Raw genomic sequence first — 20,029 nt, 5'->3', positions numbered from 1 at the left:
GAACCCATCCACCATGAACTCATCCCTGTTACTGAGTCTGGCAATCACCGGGGGCCTGGTGCTTGCCGCCATCGTGGCCTACAACACCTGGACCCTGCGCCGCAACGAACCCAAGAAAGCTCAGCCGCCAGACCCTTCTGCACCGTCTGCCCCCTCCGCATTCGGCGCTGCAGGCATGGACCCGCTGCTGGACCCGATCCTGCGCCAGGAGCCATCGCTGGACGGTGACCTGGCTGGGTCGGCAGGGGCCTCGCCTTTGGAGGGACTGGACCGCGGCCAAGACCCCCACGACCACGCCATCGACCCCTCCGACGCGCTACGCATGCCTGCGCCCGCGCACATGGCAGAGCGCCGCCCTGGGCTGGACCCGCTGATTGATGTGATTGCCACGCTTACGATGGAAGGTGTGGTGTCGGGCGATGCGGCGCTGGCGGCGTTTCCGCCCACCCGCCGTGCGGGCAGCAAGCCCTTTGCCATTGAAGGGCTGAACGATGCCACCCTGACGTGGGAGACGCCCGCGCCCGGCCAGCGCTACCGCAGCTTTCAAGCCGGGGTGCAACTGGCCAACCGCATGGGCGCGCTCAACGAGATCGAGTTCTCTGAATTCGTGATGAAAACCCAGGCGTTTGCCGATGCCATCAATGCCGCCCCGGACTTTCCGGACATGCTGCAGGAAGTGGCCCGCGCCCGCGAGCTGGACCAGTTTGCGGGCGACCACGACGCGCAGCTCCTGTTCGTGCTGCGTGCCCGCCAGGCCGCCTGGAGCCCGGGCTACCTGCTGCAAAACGCCGCCCGCGTGGGCTTTGTGGCGGGTTCCATGCCCGGGCGGCTGGTGCTGCCCGCCAGCACGCCGGGCATGCCCCCGGTGCTGACGCTGGGCTACGACACCCAAGCTGCGCTGGCCGACGACCCCGAACAATCCGCCATCCGCGACATCAGCCTGAGCCTGGATGTGCCGCAGGTCCACCGCAGCGAGCAGGCCTTTGCCCGCCTGCGCGATGTGGGTGCCGCCCTGGCCCAGGCCATGGACGGCGTGCTGTGCGACCAGAACGGTCAGCCCCTGCCTGCCATGGCCATGGACCCGATTGCCGCTGATCTGGAACTGCTGTACGACCAGCTTGATGCGCGTGATCTGTCGGCGGGCTCGGTGCTGGCGCGGCGGCTGTTTAGTTGACCGGCAACTGCTTCTTTCAACGCATGAGGGTCTGAAGAATGCGCATGCGCTGGTGGCATATCTTTTCTCCACCTGTGGTCGAAACGGCCGAAGGGCTTTATCGTCCTGTGCCTCAGCGGCTGGCGTTGTGTGCTTATATCTTTGCGGTCGCAGCCATAACCGGCATTTACTGGTGGTCTGTTACGCGCGGAAAGCCTAGCTATTTAGCCCTTGGGTACGCAGCCTTCATGGCCATGCGAGGGCTTTATTTCTGGGTAGCCCATCGAAAACTCGGAGCATTAGGGCGCCCCTTGGTCAAAGTGGATGAGTCATCCATTTCGGTATCGTTCACCAACTTCTTATCCCAGCGATTGAAAGTTGTGCGCCTATCTGATGTGAAGACTGTAGTGGTGCACGGTAAGGCGCGAAGTCGATTGATTGCGTTTTATCGGCATGAGGGCTACCCCATTCAAGTACTGCTTCAACAGGGCCGCTTGGAAGAACGAATCGTCTATTTCTTGCAGCGGAATCTACCCGCATCCATCCCTATTCAAATAGAAGAACCTCTTCAACTTTCTGGTGTCCCTCTTGCTGACTGATCCGCAACTCCAAGCAGCCGCGCTGCGCCAACAGCTCAACGCCTGGGCGCACCAGTACTACGTGCTGGACGAACCCACGGTGCCCGATGCCGAATACGACCGCGTGTTCCGCGAGCTGCAGGCGCTCGAAGCCGCACACCCTGATCTGGTGACCCCTGATTCCCCCACGCAGCGCGTGATTGGCGCGGTGATGGAGGGGCTGGCACCCGTGCGCCACGTGGTGCCCATGCTCAGCATCCACACAGAAACCGACACCGAGGCCACCGGAGCCCAGGCGTTTGACGCCCGCGTGCGGCGCGAGCTGGGGCTCGGCGAGGCCGACCCTGCCATCGAATACGTGGCCGAGCCCAAGTTTGACGGCCTGGCCATGAGCCTGCGTTACGAAAACGGCCGCCTGGTTCAGGCCGCCACGCGCGGCGATGGCGAGGTGGGTGAGGACGTGACGCACAACATCCGAACCATCCGCCAGATACCTTTGAGCTTGCCCGAGGGGGTACCCCCGGTGCTGGAGGTGCGTGGCGAGGTCTACATGCGCCGTGCGGACTTCGATGCGCTGAACGAGCGCCAGCGCGAGCAGGGCGGCAAGACCTTTGTAAACCCGCGCAACGCAGCGGCTGGTGCCGTGCGCCAGCTCGATTCCAACATCACCGCCCAGCGGCCTTTGAGCTTTTTTGCCTACGGCCTGGGAGCCATCACGCCGCCTGCAGAAGGGGGGCCGGTCTTTCGCACGCATTACGACATGCTGCAGCAGCTCAAGGCCTGGGGTTTTCCGGTGGCAGCGCAGGTGCAGATTGCGCAGGGTGCTACGGAATTGGTAGCGTTTCACCAGCAGGTGGGCGCCAGCCGCGATGCGCTGCCGTACGACATTGATGGGGTGGTCTACAAAGTCAACTCGCTGCAGTTGCAGCGTGACCTGGGCTTCAAGACCCGCGAGCCGCGCTGGGCTGTGGCGCACAAGTACCCCGCACAGGAAATGGCCACCAAGGTGGAGGGCATTGATGTGCAGGTGGGCCGCACCGGCAAGCTCACGCCCGTGGCGCGGCTGGCCCCGGTGTTTGTGGGCGGGGTCACGGTGACCAATGCCACGTTGCACAACCTGTTTGAAATCCGCAAAAAAGGTGTGCGGGTGGGCGATCAGGTCATCGTGCGGCGTGCGGGCGATGTGATTCCTGAAGTGGTGGGCGTGATGGCGAGCGGGCCGCGTGCCGCCTATGTCCACAACTTCCGCATGCCCCGGCAGTGCCCCATCTGCGGCAGCGAGGTGGTGCGCGAAAAGGGCGAGGCCAACCACCGCTGCACGGGCGGCCTGTTCTGCGCCGCGCAGCGCAAGGAGGCCATCCTGCACTTTGCCGCACGCCGCGCCATGGATATCGAAGGCCTGGGCGACAAGCTGGTGGACCAGCTGGTGGATGCCAACGTGATCCGCACGCTGCCCGATCTGTATCGGCTGGGCCTGACGTCGCTGATCGCGCTGGAGCGTATGGCCGAAAAGTCGGCGCAGAACGTGCTGGCGGCGCTGGAAAAATCCAAGCAGACCACGCTGCCGCGCTTTCTGTTTGCGCTGGGCATCCGCCATGTGGGGGAGTCCACCGCCAAAGACCTGGCCCGCCACTTTGGGCTGCTCGATGCCATCATGGACGCGAGCGTGGAGCAGCTGCTGCAGGTGCCCGATGTAGGCCCGGTGGTGGCGCAAAGCCTTCACACCTTTTTTGCCCAGCCGCACAACCGCGAGGTGGTCGAGCAACTGCGGGCCTGTGGCGTGACCTGGCCCGAAGGCGCGCCCACCGAGCGTGCGCCGCAGGTGCTCAGCGGCATGACCATTGTGCTCACGGGCACCTTGCCCACCCTCAGCCGCGATGCGGCCAAGGAGATGCTGGAGGCCGCCGGAGCCAAGGTGTCGGGCTCGGTCAGCAAGAAAACCAGCTACGTGGTGGCCGGTGAAGAGGCGGGCAGCAAGCTCACCAAGGCGCAGGAACTGGGCGTGCCCGTGCTGGACGAAGCGGGCATGCTGGCCCTGCTGGCGGGCCAGGGGGCAGGGCAGGGCTCTGGCCAAGGCGGGGCAGCGTGACGGTGCGCGGCGTGCTGGCATCGCTCAAGGCGGCGGTGGTTGCCCTGGGGCGCGGCATTTTTCTGGCGCTGCACTGGCTGGGGCAAAGCGTTGCGTCCCTCGTATCGCTTGCAGCCCGCACTGCGGGTGGGGCTGCACGCAATACCTCCCGGCGCACCTGGCTCTGGCTGCTGGTGGCGGGCCCGGCGCTGCTGGTGCTGTACACGTTGCTGCTCATTCCGTTCACCCCCTCCATTGCCGACATCACCAAGGCCAAGACCGAGCGGCCCGCGCAGCTCTTGTCGGTGGATGGCAAGGTGCTGGCCGAATACCGCTGGGCCAACCGCGAGTGGGTGGCGCTCAACCGCATCTCGCCCCATGTCATCAACGCGCTGATTGCGACCGAAGACCATCGCTTTTACGAGCACTCGGGCATGGACTTCCGGCGCACCGCCTCGTCGGTGCTGCACACGCTGCGGGGCGCGCCTCAAGGGGGCTCCACCATCACCCAGCAACTGGCGCGCAATCTGTTTCCCGAAGAGATTGGCCGCTCTCGCACCGTCACGCGCAAACTCAAAGAGGCCATCACGGCCTTCAAGATCGAGTGGAGCTACTCCAAGGACGAGATTCTGGAGACGTACCTGAACACGGTGCCCTTCCTGTACAACGCCTACGGCATCGAAATGGCCGCGCGCACGTACTTTGACAAGTCGGCGGACAAGCTCAACCTGCTGGAGAGTGCCACGCTGATCGGCATGCTCAAGGGCACGGCCTACTACAACCCGGTGACGCAGCCCGAGCGCTCGCAGGCGCGGCGCAACATCGTGCTGGCGCAGATGGTCAAGCGCGGCAAGCTGGAGGAATCCAAACTGGCCGCTCTGCAAAAGCGCCCCTTGCGCATCGACTTTGAACGTCAGACCGAAGCCATGGGCCTGGCTCCGCACTTTGCGCAGCAACTGCGCAAGCAGCTTATTGCCTGGGCAGACGCCAATGGCTACAGCCTGCATGCCGATGGTCTGGTGGTGCGCACCACCATTGATTCACGCCTGCAGGCCATGGCCAACCAGGCGGTAGCGCGGCAGGGCCGCCAGTTGCAGGGCATTGCCGATACGGCCTGGTCTGCCCGCAACGGCTGGAACCCCAAGAACGAACTGGTGCATGCCCTGGTCCGCGAAACCGCCGAATACCGCAATGCCGTGGCAGAGGGCGCAACCGCTGACGAAGCCCTCAAAACCCTGCTGGCGGACACCCGTTTCATGAACACCCTGAAGCAGGAAAAGACCCGGGTGCAAGCCGGGTTCATGGCGATGGACCCGGTCAACGGCCATGTGCTGGCATGGGTGGGCAGCCGTGATTTTGCGGCGGACCCTTTTGACCACGTGCAGGCGGCGCGCCGCCAGCCTGGCTCCACCTTCAAGCCGTTTGTGTACGGTGCGGCCTTCATGCAGGGCGCATTGCCCACGGATGAGCTGATGGACGAAGCGGTGGAGATTCCCCTGGGGGGTAGTCAGGTGTGGCGGCCCACCGATGGAGGCCCGCCCAGCAATGCACCCATGACACTGGCCGATGGGCTGGCGTTCTCGAAGAACACCATCACCGCACAGGTCATGTACAAGGTGGGCCCCAAGCGCGTGGCCGACCTGGCCCGCGCCATGGGGGTGCGCGAGAGCAAGCTGGAAGAAGTGCCATCCCTTGCCCTGGGCACCAGCCCCGTCACCTTGCGCGAGATGGTGACTGCCTACAGCAGCATTGCCAATGCGGGCCGCTACATCGAGCCCATCCTGATCACCAGCATTGAAGACCGCAACGGCAAGGTCTTGCAAACCTTTGCCCCGCCCGCAGCGGAGCAGGCCATGCCCCTGCAGGCCGCGCAAACGCTGCGCAATGCCATGCGCGGCACCATTGACCGTGGCACAGGCGCCGCGTTGCGCAGTCGCTATGGCCTGCGGGCTGATCTGGCAGGCAAGACGGGCACGACCCAAGACAACACCGACGGCTGGTTCATCGCCCTGCACCCCCGCGTGGTGGCGGGTGCCTGGGTGGGTTTCAATGACGGGCGTATCACCCTGCGCAGCGACTACTGGGGCCAGGGCGCGCACAGTGCCTTGCCCATGGTGGGCGACTTCTTGCAACAGGCCTTCCGCAGCAACACGCTGGCGGCCAATGACCGGTTTGTGGACGAGGAAGAGCCCAGCCCCTTGGGCAATGCCATCGATGGCGTGCGCGGCTGGGTGCGCGACCTGTTTGGCCGCGATGTACCTCCCCCGCCGGAGGTAGGCAACGAGCCAGCACCCCAGCAGGTGCCCCCGCAGCCGCTTCCATCAACGCCACCACCCACGCAGTCCACGCTGCCACCGGTGTACAGGGATGGAGAAATGTCCTCGGCGCCACCGCCTGCAGCACCTGCTCCACCTGGAGCGGCTGTGATGGGACCCGTGCCTCTGACGCCCGCAGAGGCTGCGGCCAGCCCGGTACCTGGGGTCGTGGTGCCTTCAACCACCGACAGGCCTGCGCGCGATAGGGAGCAGTAGGGAGTTGAAGTCCGGGGGCGAATATCGTTGGATACCGCTCACTGGATATCGCTCAGTGGCCGGAGTATCGATGTGGTACCCCGAAGGATGTTCAAGCATGCTTGGCGGATCCCGCTACTGCACATCCCTTGCGGTGGTGACCTTCCAGGCAAAGCAGCTTGCGAGCGAAGAGGGAATGCCCGGTGCGTTTTTCCGGACCCATGCGCGAATGCTGGGCCCCTCGTCATCGGTGGCACTGCCAGCCCAGGCGGTGAGATAGGCTGCTGCCTGGTGGGGCGGCTGCGTGTAGAACAAAAAAGGTTCGTCGGAAACGTGGGTGTACACGTAGACGATATGCCACGGTCCCTTCCTGAAGACCTGCCGGACGTCTTGGGGCTTCGTCGTGATTTTCTGTTGTACCTCGGGGCCTAGCTGCTGGTTGAGGTGCTGCTCAATCGCCGCGGCATAGTCACGCCGCTGGGACGCAGAGAGTGATTGGTCTATGCCCGTGCAAGGGGTCGCAGCCTGGGCGAAGCAATGCAATGCCAAGCCACCCAACCACAAGGCCCGCTTCATCACTCAATATCAATGCAATGCAGCCCGAACGCCCCTGCCTTGCGGTCTGCAAAAAAAGCCTCCAGTGTTTCCTTCACGGTTCTGAAGGCGATTTCGTCCCAGGGCACCTCGTGCTCTTCAAACAGCCGGGCCTCGATGGTTTCAAAGCCGGGGTTGAATTCGTCGCTGAGCAGGGTGGCTAGGTAAAACAGGTGCACCTGCCCTACGCGGGGCACGTTCAGCACGCTGAACAGGGGGCCCATCTGGATGCGTGCCCCGGCTTCCTCATCGGTTTCCCGCGCCGCTCCTTGTGCGGTGGTCTCGTCCAGCTCCATGAAGCCTGCGGGCAATGTCCACTTGCCCCAGCGCGGCTCAATGTTGCGCTTGCACAGCAGCACCCGCCCATCGGGCATGCTGGGCACCGTGCCCACCACGTTCAACGGGTTTTCGTAGTGCACGGTATGGCATGCAGGGCACACGGCACGCAGCTTGGTGTCGCCGTCGTCCGGCAGGCGGTACACCACGGCGGTGCCGCAGTTGCGGCAGTGTTTGATGGGGCTGCGATAAGTCATGCCGGGATTTTGAATCAAATATGCCTGCAGCGCCCGTTAATCAAGCGCAGCAAGCTATGAAAATCATAGTGTCTTGCGCATGTGCCAAGGCGGTTTGGCCCGGCACATGCAGGGTGGAGTTTGCCCAGCGTAGCCTTACACCAGCTGCAGCTTGATGCTGCCCAGGCCTTCCACGCCGCCCTCCAGCACATCGCCGGTGACGACAGCGCCCACGCCCTCGGGCGTGCCTGTGTAGATCAGGTCGCCGGGTTGCAGCTCCCAGGCCTTCGAGAGGTGTTCAATGGTTTCGGCAATGTTCCAGATCAGCTGGGCGACGCTGCTGCGTTGCCGGTCTGCACCATTGACCTGCAGCCAGATGGCGGCTTTGGCCACGTCGCCAGCCTGCGCTGCAGGCGTGATGGGGCCGATGGGGGCGCTGTGGTCAAAGCCTTTGCCAATGCACCAGGGGCGGCCCTGCTTTTTCATGTCGTTTTGCAGGTCGCGCCGTGTCATGTCCAGGCCTACGGCGTAGCCATAGATGTGCTCCAGGGCCTGCGCTGCAGGGATGTTCTTGCCGCCTTTGCCAATGGCCACCACCAGCTCAATTTCGTGGTGCAGGTTGGCTGTGAGGCTGGGGTAGGGCAGGGGCGTGGTGCTGCCAGGGGCTGCGTAGACGATGGCGTCAGCCGGTTTCATGAAGAAGAAAGGGGGCTCGCGGCCGGTAAAACCCATTTCCTTGGCGTGCTCTTCGTAATTGCGCCCCACGCAGTAAATGCGGTGCGCTGGAAACTGTGCGCCGCTACCCAGTACCGGAACGCTCACGACCGGTGCGGGTTGAAACACGTAGCTCATGTCTGCCTTTCCTTGTTGTGTCTGAATTTCGAGCTGAGGGAAGCCGAGGCTCCGTATGGCAGTGTGCCATGACGGATACGTGCTTGCAGCGCAAGGCTACACTCGCGCCATGCCCAAGAGCTTCGATTTACACACTGCGCCGGGCCACTTGGTCAGGCGGGCGCACCAGCGTTCCGTGGCGCTGTTCATGGAAGAAGCTGCCGATTTTGATGTCACCCCAGTTCAGTTCGCCATCTTGCACGCGCTGCTGGAGCAGCCGGGTGAAGACCAGGTCACGCTGGCTGCCCGGGTCGCCTTCGATGCGGCCACTTCAGGGTCGGTGATTGGCAGGCTGGAGGCCCGAGGTTGGGTGAGGCGCGAGCCCGACACCCGTGACCGGCGGCGCAAGTTGCTGTGGATTACGCCGGAGGGTGAGGCGGCTGTGCTGAAGATGCGCCCGGCGGCGCAGCGTGTGCAGGAACGCCTTGTTGCGCCGCTGACACCCGAGGAGCAAGCCCAGCTCAACGCCTTGCTGACCAAGCTGGTATTCAGCAACCCGGATGCTGCCTTGCGCTGAATCCAGAACACTGCGCCCGCAGTGCATGCACTGCTTTCAGGGCCGATGCCCATCTTTCCTCTTCTCCGAACCATCCACCCATGAAGCTGTACAGCTACTTCCGTTCCTCCGCCTCATTCCGCGTGCGCATCGCCTTGCAGATCAAGGGCCTGCCCTACGACTATCAGGCCGTGCATCTGCTGCGGGGTGAACACCGCGATCCGGCCTATGCCAGCATGGTGGGCGATGCCTTGGTGCCTGCCCTGGTCACGGACGAAGGGGCGGTACTGCCGCAGTCCATGGCCATCATGGAGTATCTGGAGGAACTGCATCCCACCCCCGCCTTGCTGCCCGCTACACCGCTGGCGCGCGCACGGGTGCGTGGGCTGGCGCAGATGGTGGCGTGCGAGATTCACCCGTTGAACAACCCGCGTGTGCTCAAGTACCTGACGGGCACCCTGGGCGCGGATGAGGAGGCCAAGACCACCTGGTATCGCCATTGGGTGCGCCAGGGGCTGGAGGCCTTCGAGCGCCAACTGGTGCTGCTGGCCGCCGAGCGGCAGGCGGCGGGCGACAGTCCATCGGTGTACTGCTGGGGCGAGTCCCCCACCCTGGCGGACTGTTGCCTGGTGCCGCAAATCTTCAACGCCAGGCGATTTGAGGTACCGCTGGCGGGCCTGCCGCTGACCATGGCGGCCTTTGATGCCTGCATGGCGCTGCCCGCTTTTCAGCAGGCGCAGCCATCAGCCTGCCCTGACCATCAAATTTGAAGTGGTGCGGTGGTGCAACAAGCAAGCTTTCAAGACGTCCCACAGGGTCTGCCTGTTGGTTGGCTGATTCCGGACTGGCCAGCGATTGCCGGAGTGCACGCCCTGTGCACGGCACGTGACGAGGGCGTCAGCCAGGGCCCCTACGCCAGCATGAACTTGGGCTCCCATGTGGGAGATGCGCCGGACGCTGTGCAGGAAAACCGGGCACGTCTGCACGCCGTGGTGGGCCTGCAAACGACTGGAGCCCGCCCTGTTTTCCTGAGCCAGGTACACGGTACCAACGTCGTCGCGCTGGATGCCTGCAGCCCCGATGGCCTGGAGGCCGACGCGTGTCTGACCACTCAGCGCGGACCGGTGTGCACCATCATGGTGGCTGACTGCCTGCCCGTGCTGCTGGCCCACCGCAGCGGGGCTGTGGTGGCTGCCGCCCATGCGGGCTGGCGTGGTTTGGCGGGGCAGGGGGTTGCGGAGGGCGTGGCAGGTCGGGGCGTGCTGGAGTCTGTGGCGGACGCTATTTGCAGGCAAATATCGGCTCTAGCGCTGGCAGATCAAGCGCAAAGCGCTCTTGAAAATGTAGCAAACGAAGGGATTGCCGGGGATATACAGGCATGGCTCGGCCCGTGTATCGGCCCCCGCGCATTTGAGGTGGGGGCGGAGGTACGCGAGGCCTTTCTGGCCTGGTCTGCCCAGACATCGGTGTGCTTTGCTCCTGTGCCCGATAGCCCCGGCAAGTGGTTGGCAAATCTGCCCGCACTGGCCCGCCTTCGGCTGCAGGCGCTGGGCGTCACGCGCATCTACGGAAACGATGGCAGCGATGCCTGGTGCACGTACACGCAGGCATCAAGGTTCTTCTCGCATCGGCGCGACACCGCCTTGCTCGGCGGCAGCGGCAGGCTGGCTGCCTGCATCTGGCTCGGTTGAGGCAGGGGTGTGGCCCGACGCATCAGTGGGTGCAGCAGCGGCTTTACTGGCCGATGCCACCTGGGCCTGGGCAGCCTCGTAAGCCGCTTGTTCCTCTTGCTCGCGGGCTTTGATGGCCCGCTTGCGCGCGGGCGTTCCCAGGATGTAGCCAACGATGCCCATGGGCAGCAGCCCATACAGCACAAACGTCATGATGGCCCCCAGGATGCTTCCGTTGGGGCTGGCGGCTTCGGCCAGCGCCATCATCAGGGTGACGTACAGCCAGGCGATAAGGACGAGGTACATTGGTGTATGTGGGTGAAACGCTGAATGCGGGTTGCCATGCTCCATGCAGTGGGCAACAATGCCTTCAAAGCCCCGTGCGACTGACGAACCTTTGAGGAAGCAGCATGAATTCTGAAGCACTCTGGGCCCAAAGCGCCCAGCAATTCCAGCAGATATTTGGAGACAGCTGGGCCAAGGCACTGCAATCCTTTCAACAAATGGATCTGGGGGGGGCGGCTGGCAAAGCTCCTGTGGTGCAGCTTTCTCCTGCCAAGCTGCAGACCTTGCAAGAGCAGTATCTGAAAGAGGCGCAGGCGTTATGGTCGGCTGGCCTGGAGGGCACGCCTGAAGTCAAAGACCGCCGCTTCAGCGGTGAGGGCTGGGCGGCGAACCCAGTCGCTGCATTCTCTGCCGCGGCCTATTTGCTCAATGCGCGTACCCTGATGGGTTTGGCGGACGCCGTGGAAGGCGACGAAAAAACCCGCGCCCGCATCCGCTTCGGGGTAGAGCAGTGGATGGCGGCCATGGCCCCCAGCAACTTCCTTGCTTTCAATGCCGAGGCGCAAAAGAAAGCCATCGATACCAAGGGCGAGAGCATCGCTAAAGGCATGCAGAACCTGCTGCATGACATTCGTCAAGGCCATGTCTCCATGACGGACGAAAGCCTGTTTGAGGTGGGCCGCAACGTGGCCACCACCGAAGGCGCTGTGGTGTTTGAGAACGAGCTGTTCCAGCTCATCGAATACAAGCCGCTGGGGGCCAAGGTGTACGAGCGCCCGTTCCTGCTGGTGCCGCCCTGCATCAACAAGTTCTACATCCTCGATCTGCAACCCGACAACTCGTTGATCCGCTACGCAGTGGAGCAGGGCCACCGTACGTTTGTCGTGAGCTGGCGCAATCCCCATGAGGATCTGGCGCAGAAGACCTGGGACGACTACGTGGAAGATGGCGCGATGGCTGCCATTGATGTGGTGCAAAGCATCACCGGGGCCGAGCAGATCAATGCGCTGGGTTTTTGCGTGGGCGGCACCATCCTGAGTAACGCGCTGGCTGTGCTGGCGGCACGGGGGCAAGAACCCGTGGCCAGTGCCACCTTCCTCACCACATTGATCGACTTCACGGATACGGGCATTCTGGACGTGTTCATCGATGAGGCATCCGTGCAGTTCCGCGAGTTGCAGATGGGCAAGGGCGGGCTGATGAAGGGGCAGGATCTGGCCTCCACCTTCAGCTTTTTGCGGCCCAACGATCTGGTGTGGAACTACGTGGTGGGCAACTACCTCAAGGGCGAAACGCCGCCACCCTTTGACCTGCTGTACTGGAACAGCGACAGCACCAATCTGCCAGGCCCGTTTTACGCCTGGTACCTGCGCAACTTCTACCTTGAGAACAACCTGGTCAAGCCCGGCAAGCTGACAGTGTGCGGGGAGAAGATGGATCTGAATCAGCTCAAGCTGCCGGTGTATATCTACGGTTCGCGCGAAGACCATATCGTGCCCATCAATGCGGCCTACGCTTCCACGCAAGTCCTGCCGGGCAAAAAGCGCTTTGTGATGGGGGCCTCCGGCCACATCGCTGGGGTCATCAACCCGCCTGCCAAGAACAAGCGCAGCTACTGGATTCGCGCAGATGGCAAGCTGCCCGCAACGCTGGACCAATGGCTGCAAGGAGCCACAGAGCACCCTGGAAGCTGGTGGACTGACTGGTCCCACTGGCTCAAGTCCCACGCAGGCAAGCAGATTGCTGCGCCCAAGACCTACGGCAAGGGCACCAAGTTCAAGGCCATTGAACCTGCTCCCGGCAGCTACGTTAAGCAAAAGTCCTGACCTGAAGGGCTGAGAGAATCATCACCGAGACATCCCGCAACCCAGTCCGCCGCAGCAGCGCGGCATGCTGGAGCCGAGCATTTACCTAGAAAGGACTTTCATGGAAGACATCGTTATCGTTTCTGCTGCCCGTACCGCTGTGGGCAAGTTCGGTGGCTCTTTGGCCAAGACGCCAGCCTCCGACCTGGGCGCTGTAGTGATCCGGGAAGCCATTGCGCGTGCCGGGCTGTCCTCGGACCAGATCGGTGAAGTCATCATGGGGCAGGTGCTGGCCGCTGGCGTGGGGCAGAACCCTGCACGCCAGGCCATGATGAAGGCCGGCGTTGCCAAAGAGACCCCCGCGCTGACCATCAACGCCGTGTGTGGCTCGGGCCTCAAGGCCGTCATGCTGGCTGCCCAGGCCATTGCCTGGGGTGATAGCGAGATCGTGGTGGCGGGTGGCCAGGAAAACATGAGCCTGTCGCCCCACGTGCTCAATGGCTCGCGCGATGGCCAGCGCATGGGCGACTGGAAGATGGTGGACACCATGATCGTGGATGGCCTGTGGGACGTGTACAACCAGTACCACATGGGTATCACTGCCGAAAACGTGGCAAAACAGTACGGCATCACCCGCGACATGCAGGACGAACTGGCACTGGCCAGCCAGCAAAAAGCTGCTGCCGCACAGGACGCAGGCAAGTTTGTCGATGAAATCGTGGGCGTGACGCTGCCTCAGAAGAAGGGCGATCCGATCGTCTTCAATGCCGACGAGTTCATCAACCGCAAATCCAATGCCGAAGCTCTGGCGGGCCTGCGCCCTGCCTTCGACAAGGCTGGCAGCGTGACTGCGGGCAATGCCTCCGGCATCAACGATGGTGCTGCGGCGGTGGTGGTGATGAGCGCCAAGAAAGCTGCAGTTCTGGGGCTCAAGCCCTTGGCGCGTATTGCGGCCTTTGGCACCAGTGGCCTGGACCCCGCCACCATGGGCATGGGCCCAGTGCCTGCATCGCGCAAGGCGCTGCAGCGCGCAGGCTGGAATGCAGCCGACGTGGATCTGTTCGAGCTCAATGAAGCCTTTGCAGCCCAGGCTTGTGCAGTGAACAAAGAGCTGGCCATAGACCCCGCCAAGGTCAACGTCAATGGTGGTGCCATCGCCATTGGCCATCCGATTGGCGCCTCTGGCTGCCGCATCCTGGTCACCCTGTTGCACGAGATGCAACGTCGTGACGCCAAGAAGGGCTTGGCCGCGCTGTGTATCGGTGGCGGTATGGGGGTGTCTCTGGCGATTGAACGCTGAAGCTCCGCCCAGCTCTGCTGGGTTCTTCCTGAAAGGCCGCGCTGTTGCGCGGCCTTTTTTGTGGGTTGCAGCCATGCGACAGCAGCGGAATTTCCTGCGATTTTTTCTGAAAGACCGCACGATCCAGTGTTTACCTGCACAAACAGCCCACAATTCTTGGGTAGAGTGATACGCGGCAGATCACTAAACAAGGAGAAATCGCATGAGCCAAAAAGTAGCGTACGTAACCGGGGGCATGGGTGGGATCGGAACTGCCATCTGCCAGCGTCTGCACAAGGACGGATTCAAGGTCATTGCCGGGTGCGGCCCTACGCGGGACCATGGCAAGTGGCTGGCAGAACAAAAAGCCTTGGGTTTCACGTTCTACGCATCGGTGGGCAACGTGGGGGATTGGGACTCCACCGTGGAGGCTTTTACGAAAGCCAAGGCCGAGCACGGCAGCATCGACGTGCTGGTCAATAATGCCGGCATCACGCGTGACCGCATGTTCCTGAAAATGTCGCGTGAGGATTGGGATGCCGTGATTGAAACCAACCTGAACAGCATGTTCAACGTCACCAAGCAAGTGGTGGCAGACATGGTGGAAAAGGGCTGGGGCCGCATTATCAATATCAGCAGCGTCAACGGTGAAAAAGGCCAGGCAGGCCAGACCAACTACTCCGCCGCCAAAGCTGGGATGCACGGTTTCTCGATGGCCCTGGCACAAGAGCTGGCCACCAAGGGGGTCACCGTGAACACCGTCAGCCCTGGATACATCGGCACGGACATGGTCAAGGCCATTCGCCCTGATGTGCTGGAAAAGATCGTTGCGACCGTACCGGTAAAGCGCCTGGGTGAGCCGAGCGAAATCGCTTCGATCATCGCCTGGCTGGCCTCGGAAGAGGGTGGCTACGCTACCGGTGCAGACTTCTCGGTCAACGGTGGCTTGCACATGGGCTGATTTTTCTGTGGAAATCCCGCCCAGCTTGAAGATGACAAGTTGGGGGAGAACACGAAAGCAATAAAAAACCCCGCTCAGCGGGGTTTTTTATTGGGAGAAGCCAGAACAAAAAAACAGGCAGCGGCTTCTTATGCCTTGTGCATTAAACGGTCAATGGAGCGCGTTTGCGATCGCGTTCGTCATCGGGCCAAGCGTTCAAAAGTGCGGTGTGTTTCATGCTCAAAAAGCTCCTGTGATGCCTATGTAACGCCTTTCGGGTTAACACGGTTGACATCATTTTTAAAAGTTTCCGAACTGTTTCCAGGCAAAACAAAGCCCCGCAGTGCGGGGCTAAAGGACAACACGGAACTTATGTTTTTAGTGTGTCTGGAAATACAAAGCGCTCAACCGCGAGCCGCAGGGGAACGCTTGCGGTCACGTTCATCATCTGGCCAGACTGTGTTCATTGCTTGGGTGTTCATAACCAAAAACTCCTGAGATGTACCTGTAACGCAGTGGGCTGCTTTGCGGTTGACCTTGTTTTGCACGCTGCGCAAAAAAATTTTTAGATCGCCGGGTCAGCCGAGGTATGGAGCGCGCTTGCGGTCACGCTCATCGTTAGGCCAGACTGTGGTGTTTGCGGTGTGGGTCATGGAATTGCTCCTGATATGACTCCACAACGCCCAGCCTCACCGCTTGGTTGACGCCATTTTGAAAAAATTTGCAAGCCCTCTAGATTGCCCGAAAGTTTTCAAAAAAGATAGCAGCTTGCGCAGTATTGGCGTGGCCTGACGGCAAAAATAGCCACCTTTGAATACAAGTGGTTGCAAATTAGTTCACAGTTGTAGATCCCATTTCTTCGAGCGCAGTGGAAATTTCCAGCCAGCGTTCCTCCAGTGCAGCTATCTCATCGCCCCCCTGTTTGAGGCGCTTGCCGCACTCTGCGATCTCTGCGGGAGGGATGGGTTGAGCCAGGCGGTCCTCCAGCTCTGCCCGTTCCGCAGACAACTGAGCCAACCTTTTGTCGATTTGCTCCAGCTCTTTTCTCAAAGGGCGCGTTTTCTCTGCCAGTTGCTGGCGGGCCTGGGCTTCCAGCTTGCGCTGTTCCTTGCTGTCGCGCGAGGCTGCTGAAGGCTGCGGGCTCTTGATGACCAGGGCTGGTTGCTGCGTCAAAGCCATGGAAGCCAAAGGCTTCTCAACGGGGGGGAGTGCACTCTCATTGGCCTTGGCTGCGATTTCGTCCAGCTTCGCTTGCTCGCGCAGGCGCTTGGATTCCTCCAGCAGGTAGCGTTGGTAGTCGTCCAGATCCCCGTCAAAGGGGCCGACCACGCCTCGACCCACCAGCCAGAACTCGTCACACACGGCGCGCAGCAGTGCGCGGTCATGGCTGACCAGCATCACGGTGCCCTCAAACTCATTGAGGGCCATGGACAGGGCTTCACGGGTTGCCAGATCCAGGTGGTTGGTCGGCTCGTCCAGCAGCAGCAGGTTGGGGCGTTGCCACACCATCATGGCCAGCACCAGTCGTGCCTTTTCTCCACCGCTCATGGTGCCCACCGGCTGTTTCACCATATCGCCCGAGAAATTGAAGCTGCCCAGGAAGCTGCGCAGATCCTGCTCGCGGGTGGACTCCCTGGCGGCGGAACCCATGTCGCGTGCCAAGCGGATCATGTGTTCCAAGGGGTTCTCGGCAGGGCGCAGCACGTCCAACTCCTGCTGCGCAAAGTAGCCTATCGACAGGCCCTTGCCTTCGGTCACGCTGCCTGCCAACGGAGCCATTTCGCGGGCAATGGTTTTGACCAGGGTGGACTTACCCTGGCCGTTGGCACCCAGAATACCGATGCGCTGGCCTGCCAGAACGGACCGGTTCACTCCGCGCAGGATGGTTTTGACTTCGTCCTCGCCGACGTAGCCAAACGAGGCCTCGCTGATGGCGAGCATGGGATTGGGCAGGTTGACGGGTTCCTTGAACTCGAATGTGAACTCCGCTTCAGCCAGCAGCGGCGCTACTTTCTCCATACGCTCCAGCGCCTTGACGCGGCTTTGGGCCTGTTTGGCCTTGCTGGCCTTGGCCTTGAAGCGATCAATGAACTTTTGCAGGTGGGCAATCTTGTCCTGCTGCTTGGCGTATGCCGCCTGTTGCAGTTCCATTTGCTGGGCGCGCAGCTCTTCAAACTTGCTGTAGTTGCCGCCGTATCGGGTGAGGCGAGCGCTGTCGATTTGCAGCGTCACGTTGGTCACTGCATCCAGAAACTCCCGGTCATGGCTGATCACGATCATCGTACCGGGGTACTTTTTGAGCCAGGCTTCCAGCCAGACCAGCGCATCCAGGTCCAAGTGGTTGGTGGGTTCGTCGAGCAACAGAAGGTCTGAGGGGCACATCAGCGCGCGCGCGAGCTGCAGCCGCATACGCCACCCGCCTGAGAAGCTGTTGACTGGCCGGTCCAGCTCGTGCGATTGAAAGCCCAGCCCCAGGATCAGGGCCTGGGCCCGCGGCACAGCGTCATGGTCGCCTGCATCGGCCAAGTCTGTGTAGACCTGGGCGATGGCCATGCCGTGCTCGGCATCGTCGTCACTTGCATCACTGCCTTCCAGGCGCGCCAGCTCTGCCTTCAGTTCTGCCAGCCGGGTATCACCGGCCAGCACAAAGGCGGTCGCAGTCTCATCTGTCTCGGGCATGTTCTGCGCCACCTGAGCCATGCGCCACTGACGGGGAATGGAGAAGTCGCCACCGTCCTCGTGCAGGCTGCCGTTCAGCAGGGCAAACAGGGTGGATTTGCCTGCGCCATTGCGCCCCACCAGGCCCACCTTTTCGCCGGGGTTGATGGTGGTGGAGACGTTGTCCAGCAGCACCTTGGTGCCACGGCGCAGGACGATGTTTTTGAGAGTGATCATGAAAATGCAGGCAAGAAGGACGCAAGCGCAGCGGATGCGTGCCTTCGCAGTGGGGCTTCACAGCGGGTCAGCACAGGCTGACTTTGCGGGTCGGGAAGCGCTCGAAATCTACTGATTATCGTTGGTTGCGCTTGGGTAGGCAGGTGGCGTTCCGAGTACGGTGTGCGGAACCTTCCCCCGCAAGGCTGCCTCAGCCCAGGCGCAGCAGGGCGTCCCGGGTCACGAGCAGTACCTGGTCTTCTCCTGCGCTGGTTTCCAGCCAGAACACCGGCAGGGCAGGGAAGGCCGCTTCGAAAAACCCACGCTCGTTGCCGATCTCCAGCACCAACACGGCGTGTTCGCTCATACGGGCGGGCGCATCTGCAAACAGGCGGCGGACGAAATCCATGCCATCTGTGCCCCCGGCCAGCGCCAGTTCGGGTTCAGCCAGGTATTCCGCAGGCAAACGGGCCATGCTGTCTGCGTTGACATAGGGCGGGTTGCACAGAATCAGGTCCCAGGGGCCGGGCAACGCGGCCATACCGTCAGACACCTGCAGTGCAACGCGGTCCGCCAGGCCGTGTTTGTCTACGTTGATGCGGGCCACAGCCAGGGCATCTGTGGAGATATCGGCCCCCGTGACTTCGATCTCTGGGTACGTCAGCGCCGCCAGCACAGCCAAGCTGCCGTTGCCGGTGCATAGGTCCAGCACGCGGCGAGTGTGTTCTCCCAGAAAGTCATCAATGCTGCCGTCAGCCAGCAGTTCGGCGATGAAGCTGCGGGGCACGATGGCCCGCTCGTCCACGTAGAACGGCACGCCTTGCAGCCAGGCTTCGCGGGTCAGGTACGCGGCAGGCTTGCGGGTGTGGATGCGGTCGTGCAGCAGCGCTGCCACTGCGGTCTTTTCTTCTGGAGAAATGCTCCGGCTGGCTGCTGGGTCGGACGCGTCAGACACATCCGTGTCCAGAGGCAGACCGAGTCGCCACAGCACCAGCCAGGAGGCTTCGTCCTGCGCGTTGGTGGTGCCGTGCCCAAACGCTAAGCCTGCGGAGTCCAGCAGCTGGGCGGCTGTGGCAATCAGCGCTGCCAGCGAGGACGCGTCCAGCGCTGCCAGCAGATCTGCGGAGGCTGCCGCGGAGAGGGCGGGCTGCTGGTGTGGGGGCAAAGGCTGCGTCATGCCTGCACCGCCAGGCGTTGCATGGCCTGCTGGTGCAGGTTTTCCAGGGTCTTGCGGTAGATGTTCTTCAGCGGCTCGATGTCAGCGACCACCACATGCTCGTCAATCTTGTGGATGGTGGCGTTGGGCGGGCCCAGCTCGATCACCTGGGGGCAGATTTGCGCGATGAAGCGCCCGTCGCTGGTGCCGCCCGTGGTGGAGAGTTCAGTCGTCAAGCCAGTTTCTGCCTGGATGGCCTGCTGCACCGCAGTAACCAACTCGCCAGGAGTGGTCAAAAAGGGTTGCCCGCCCAGCGTCCAGCGCAGGTCGTATTCCAGTCCGTGGCGGTCCAGCACGGCATGGACGCGCTGTTGCAGGCCCTCAGCCGTGGATTCGGTGGAAAAGCGGAAGTTGAAGTCCACCACCACTTCGCCGGGAATGATGTTGGTGGCACCCGTGCCGCCGTGGATATTGCTCACCTGCCAGCTGGTGGGCGGGAAAAAGGCGTTGCCTTCGTCCCAGCGGGTGGCCGCGAGTTCGGCCAATGCGGGCATGGCCTGGTGGATGGGGTTGCGTGCAAGCTGGGGGTAGGCAATATGCCCCTGGATACCCCGCACGGTGAGCCTGCCGCTGAGTGTGCCGCGGCGGCCATTCTTGATCATGTCGCCCGTGCGCTCGACCGATGTGGGTTCGCCGACGATGCAGTAATCAAGCCCCTCGCCGCGCGCCTTGAGCTGCTCCACCACCACCTTCGTGCCGTCGACCGAGGGGCCTTCCTCGTCGCTGGTCAGAAGAAAAGCGATGTTCAGAGGGCTGTCTGGGGAGCTGGCCAGAAACTCCTCAACCGCCACCACAAAAGCAGCGATGGAGGTCTTCATGTCGCTCGCGCCCCGGCCATACAGCTTGCCGTCTTTGTGCGTAGGCACAAAGGGGTCGCTGCTCCACTGCGCCAGAGGACCGGTGGGCACCACATCGGTATGCCCTGCAAATACTACTGTTTTGATAGCGCCTTGCGCCGGATGGGTATGCGCTGCAGGCCTTTTTGCCCACAGGTTGCTGACCCTGAAGTCAGCCGGTCCGCTGTCCAGTCGCTCACAGTGGAAACCCAGGGGTTGAAGGCGCTCCGCCAGAAGTTCAAGGCAGCCTTCATCCAGTGGGGTGATGGAAGGACGGGAAATCAGCTGTTCAGCCAGTTGCAGGGTACGGGTCATGGGGAGA

17 protein-coding genes are annotated in these 20,029 nt (G+C 62.3%); 10 read left to right on the top strand and 7 right to left on the bottom strand.

The genetic code is table 11. The annotated features are described in order from the left end of the window. The first annotated feature begins 13 nt into the window (after nt 1-13). The 4 genes from AACH87_RS12775 to AACH87_RS12760 all read left to right on the top strand — a co-directional run bounded on the left by AACH87_RS12775 (nt 14) and on the right by AACH87_RS12760 (nt 6,330). On the top strand, nt 14-1,174 hold the full coding sequence (locus AACH87_RS12775; protein ID WP_338794838.1) for a cell division protein ZipA C-terminal FtsZ-binding domain-containing protein: 1,161 nt from the start codon (nt 14-16) through the stop codon (nt 1,172-1,174). Nucleotides 1,175-1,212: 38 nt separating this feature from the next. Continuing rightward, nucleotides 1,213-1,752: a hypothetical protein gene (locus tag AACH87_RS12770; protein ID WP_338794837.1), complete on the top strand. Its 540-nt coding sequence runs from the start codon at nt 1,213-1,215 to the stop codon at nt 1,750-1,752. Beyond that, on the top strand, nt 1,733-3,820 hold the full coding sequence (gene ligA, locus AACH87_RS12765) for an NAD-dependent DNA ligase LigA (protein WP_338794836.1): 2,088 nt from the start codon (nt 1,733-1,735) through the stop codon (nt 3,818-3,820). The genes AACH87_RS12770 and ligA overlap by 20 nt, the downstream gene beginning before the upstream one ends. 173 nt (nt 3,821-3,993) lie before the next feature. Then, a complete protein-coding gene (locus AACH87_RS12760; protein ID WP_338798944.1) occupies nt 3,994-6,330 on the top strand; it encodes a transglycosylase domain-containing protein in 2,337 nt (778 codons plus the stop codon). A gap of 114 nt (nt 6,331-6,444) precedes the next feature. On the opposite strand, the gene AACH87_RS12755 is transcribed toward AACH87_RS12760, so the two are convergent. The 3 genes from AACH87_RS12755 to AACH87_RS12745 all read right to left on the bottom strand — a co-directional run bounded on the left by AACH87_RS12755 (nt 6,445) and on the right by AACH87_RS12745 (nt 8,267). Further along, a complete protein-coding gene (locus AACH87_RS12755) occupies nt 6,445-6,885 on the bottom strand; it encodes a hypothetical protein (protein ID WP_338794834.1) in 441 nt (146 codons plus the stop codon). After that, a complete protein-coding gene (locus AACH87_RS12750; RefSeq protein WP_338794833.1) occupies nt 6,885-7,436 on the bottom strand; it encodes an NUDIX hydrolase in 552 nt (183 codons plus the stop codon). The genes AACH87_RS12755 and AACH87_RS12750 overlap by 1 nt, the downstream gene beginning before the upstream one ends. 135 nt (nt 7,437-7,571) lie before the next feature. Continuing rightward, entirely contained in the window at nt 7,572-8,267 is a 696-nt protein-coding gene (locus AACH87_RS12745) for a fumarylacetoacetate hydrolase family protein (RefSeq protein ID WP_338794832.1), read from the bottom strand. A 109-nt stretch (nt 8,268-8,376) separates the two neighbouring features. Between AACH87_RS12745 and AACH87_RS12740 the strand changes: the two genes are divergently transcribed. From AACH87_RS12740 to AACH87_RS12730, 3 genes are all read left to right on the top strand, one after another. Further along, on the top strand, nt 8,377-8,823 hold the full coding sequence (locus AACH87_RS12740) for a MarR family transcriptional regulator (protein ID WP_338794831.1): 447 nt from the start codon (nt 8,377-8,379) through the stop codon (nt 8,821-8,823). Nucleotides 8,824-8,903: 80 nt separating this feature from the next. Next, nucleotides 8,904-9,572, top strand: coding sequence for a maleylacetoacetate isomerase (gene maiA, locus AACH87_RS12735; RefSeq protein ID WP_338794830.1), 669 nt, complete (start codon nt 8,904-8,906; stop codon nt 9,570-9,572). A 150-nt stretch (nt 9,573-9,722) separates the two neighbouring features. Beyond that, nucleotides 9,723-10,493, top strand: coding sequence for a polyphenol oxidase family protein (locus AACH87_RS12730; RefSeq protein ID WP_338794829.1), 771 nt, complete (start codon nt 9,723-9,725; stop codon nt 10,491-10,493). Here AACH87_RS12730 and AACH87_RS12725 read toward each other — a convergent pair. After that, the gene (locus AACH87_RS12725; protein WP_338794828.1) at nt 10,413-10,778 is read right to left on the bottom strand and encodes a hypothetical protein; all 366 of its coding nucleotides are present in this window, start codon (nt 10,776-10,778) and stop codon (nt 10,413-10,415) included. The genes AACH87_RS12730 and AACH87_RS12725 overlap by 81 nt on opposite strands. Nucleotides 10,779-10,882: 104 nt before the next feature. On the opposite strand from AACH87_RS12725, the gene phaC reads away from it, so the two are divergent. From phaC to phbB, 3 genes are all read left to right on the top strand, one after another. Continuing rightward, the gene (phaC, locus tag AACH87_RS12720) at nt 10,883-12,583 is read left to right on the top strand and encodes a class I poly(R)-hydroxyalkanoic acid synthase (RefSeq protein WP_338794827.1); all 1,701 of its coding nucleotides are present in this window, start codon (nt 10,883-10,885) and stop codon (nt 12,581-12,583) included. 100 nt (nt 12,584-12,683) lie between these two features. Beyond that, nucleotides 12,684-13,862 carry an acetyl-CoA C-acetyltransferase gene (locus AACH87_RS12715; protein ID WP_338794826.1) on the top strand — a complete coding sequence of 393 codons (1,179 nt, stop codon included), beginning with the start codon at nt 12,684-12,686 and terminating at the stop codon, nt 13,860-13,862. 202 nt (nt 13,863-14,064) lie between these two features. Then, the gene (phbB, locus tag AACH87_RS12710) at nt 14,065-14,802 is read left to right on the top strand and encodes an acetoacetyl-CoA reductase (protein WP_338794825.1); all 738 of its coding nucleotides are present in this window, start codon (nt 14,065-14,067) and stop codon (nt 14,800-14,802) included. A gap of 810 nt (nt 14,803-15,612) precedes the next feature. Here phbB and AACH87_RS12705 read toward each other — a convergent pair. From AACH87_RS12705 to dapE, 3 genes are all read right to left on the bottom strand, one after another. Next, nucleotides 15,613-17,676: an ATP-binding cassette domain-containing protein gene (locus AACH87_RS12705; protein WP_338794824.1), complete on the bottom strand. Its 2,064-nt coding sequence runs from the start codon at nt 17,674-17,676 to the stop codon at nt 15,613-15,615. A 190-nt stretch (nt 17,677-17,866) separates the two neighbouring features. Continuing rightward, nucleotides 17,867-18,832, bottom strand: a complete 966-nt coding sequence (gene prmB / locus AACH87_RS12700) for a 50S ribosomal protein L3 N(5)-glutamine methyltransferase (RefSeq protein WP_338794823.1) — start codon at nt 18,830-18,832, stop codon at nt 17,867-17,869. Beyond that, on the bottom strand, nt 18,829-20,022 hold the full coding sequence (gene dapE, locus AACH87_RS12695; RefSeq protein ID WP_338794822.1) for a succinyl-diaminopimelate desuccinylase: 1,194 nt from the start codon (nt 20,020-20,022) through the stop codon (nt 18,829-18,831). The genes prmB and dapE overlap by 4 nt, the downstream gene beginning before the upstream one ends. Between the last annotated feature and the right edge of the window lie 7 nt (nt 20,023-20,029).

The organism is Acidovorax sp. DW039 (genome assembly GCF_037101375.1).
Classification (GTDB): domain Bacteria; phylum Pseudomonadota; class Gammaproteobacteria; order Burkholderiales; family Burkholderiaceae_C; genus Acidovorax.
This window is presented reverse-complemented; position numbering and strand designations above follow the sequence as displayed.

Excerpts from the sequence above, each read along its gene's own strand:
- AACH87_RS12775 (WP_338794838.1), top strand. The coding sequence starts at position 14 with ATGAACTCATCCCTGTTACTGAGTCTGGCAATCACCGGGGGCCTGGTG.
- AACH87_RS12770 (WP_338794837.1), top strand. The coding sequence starts at position 1,213 with ATGCGCATGCGCTGGTGGCATATCTTTTCTCCACCTGTGGTCGAAACG.
- AACH87_RS12755 (WP_338794834.1), bottom strand. The coding sequence starts at position 6,885 with ATGAAGCGGGCCTTGTGGTTGGGTGGCTTGGCATTGCATTGCTTCGCC.
- AACH87_RS12750 (WP_338794833.1), bottom strand. The coding sequence starts at position 7,436 with ATGACTTATCGCAGCCCCATCAAACACTGCCGCAACTGCGGCACCGCC.
- AACH87_RS12745 (WP_338794832.1), bottom strand. The coding sequence starts at position 8,267 with ATGAGCTACGTGTTTCAACCCGCACCGGTCGTGAGCGTTCCGGTACTG.
- AACH87_RS12740 (WP_338794831.1), top strand. The coding sequence starts at position 8,377 with ATGCCCAAGAGCTTCGATTTACACACTGCGCCGGGCCACTTGGTCAGG.
- maiA (WP_338794830.1), top strand. The coding sequence starts at position 8,904 with ATGAAGCTGTACAGCTACTTCCGTTCCTCCGCCTCATTCCGCGTGCGC.
- AACH87_RS12730 (WP_338794829.1), top strand. The coding sequence starts at position 9,723 with ATGAACTTGGGCTCCCATGTGGGAGATGCGCCGGACGCTGTGCAGGAA.
- AACH87_RS12725 (WP_338794828.1), bottom strand. The coding sequence starts at position 10,778 with ATGTACCTCGTCCTTATCGCCTGGCTGTACGTCACCCTGATGATGGCG.
- phaC (WP_338794827.1), top strand. The coding sequence starts at position 10,883 with ATGAATTCTGAAGCACTCTGGGCCCAAAGCGCCCAGCAATTCCAGCAG.
- AACH87_RS12715 (WP_338794826.1), top strand. The coding sequence starts at position 12,684 with ATGGAAGACATCGTTATCGTTTCTGCTGCCCGTACCGCTGTGGGCAAG.
- phbB (WP_338794825.1), top strand. The coding sequence starts at position 14,065 with ATGAGCCAAAAAGTAGCGTACGTAACCGGGGGCATGGGTGGGATCGGA.
- AACH87_RS12705 (WP_338794824.1), bottom strand. The coding sequence starts at position 17,676 with ATGATCACTCTCAAAAACATCGTCCTGCGCCGTGGCACCAAGGTGCTG.
- prmB (WP_338794823.1), bottom strand. The coding sequence starts at position 18,832 with ATGACGCAGCCTTTGCCCCCACACCAGCAGCCCGCCCTCTCCGCGGCA.
- dapE (WP_338794822.1), bottom strand. The coding sequence starts at position 20,022 with ATGACCCGTACCCTGCAACTGGCTGAACAGCTGATTTCCCGTCCTTCC.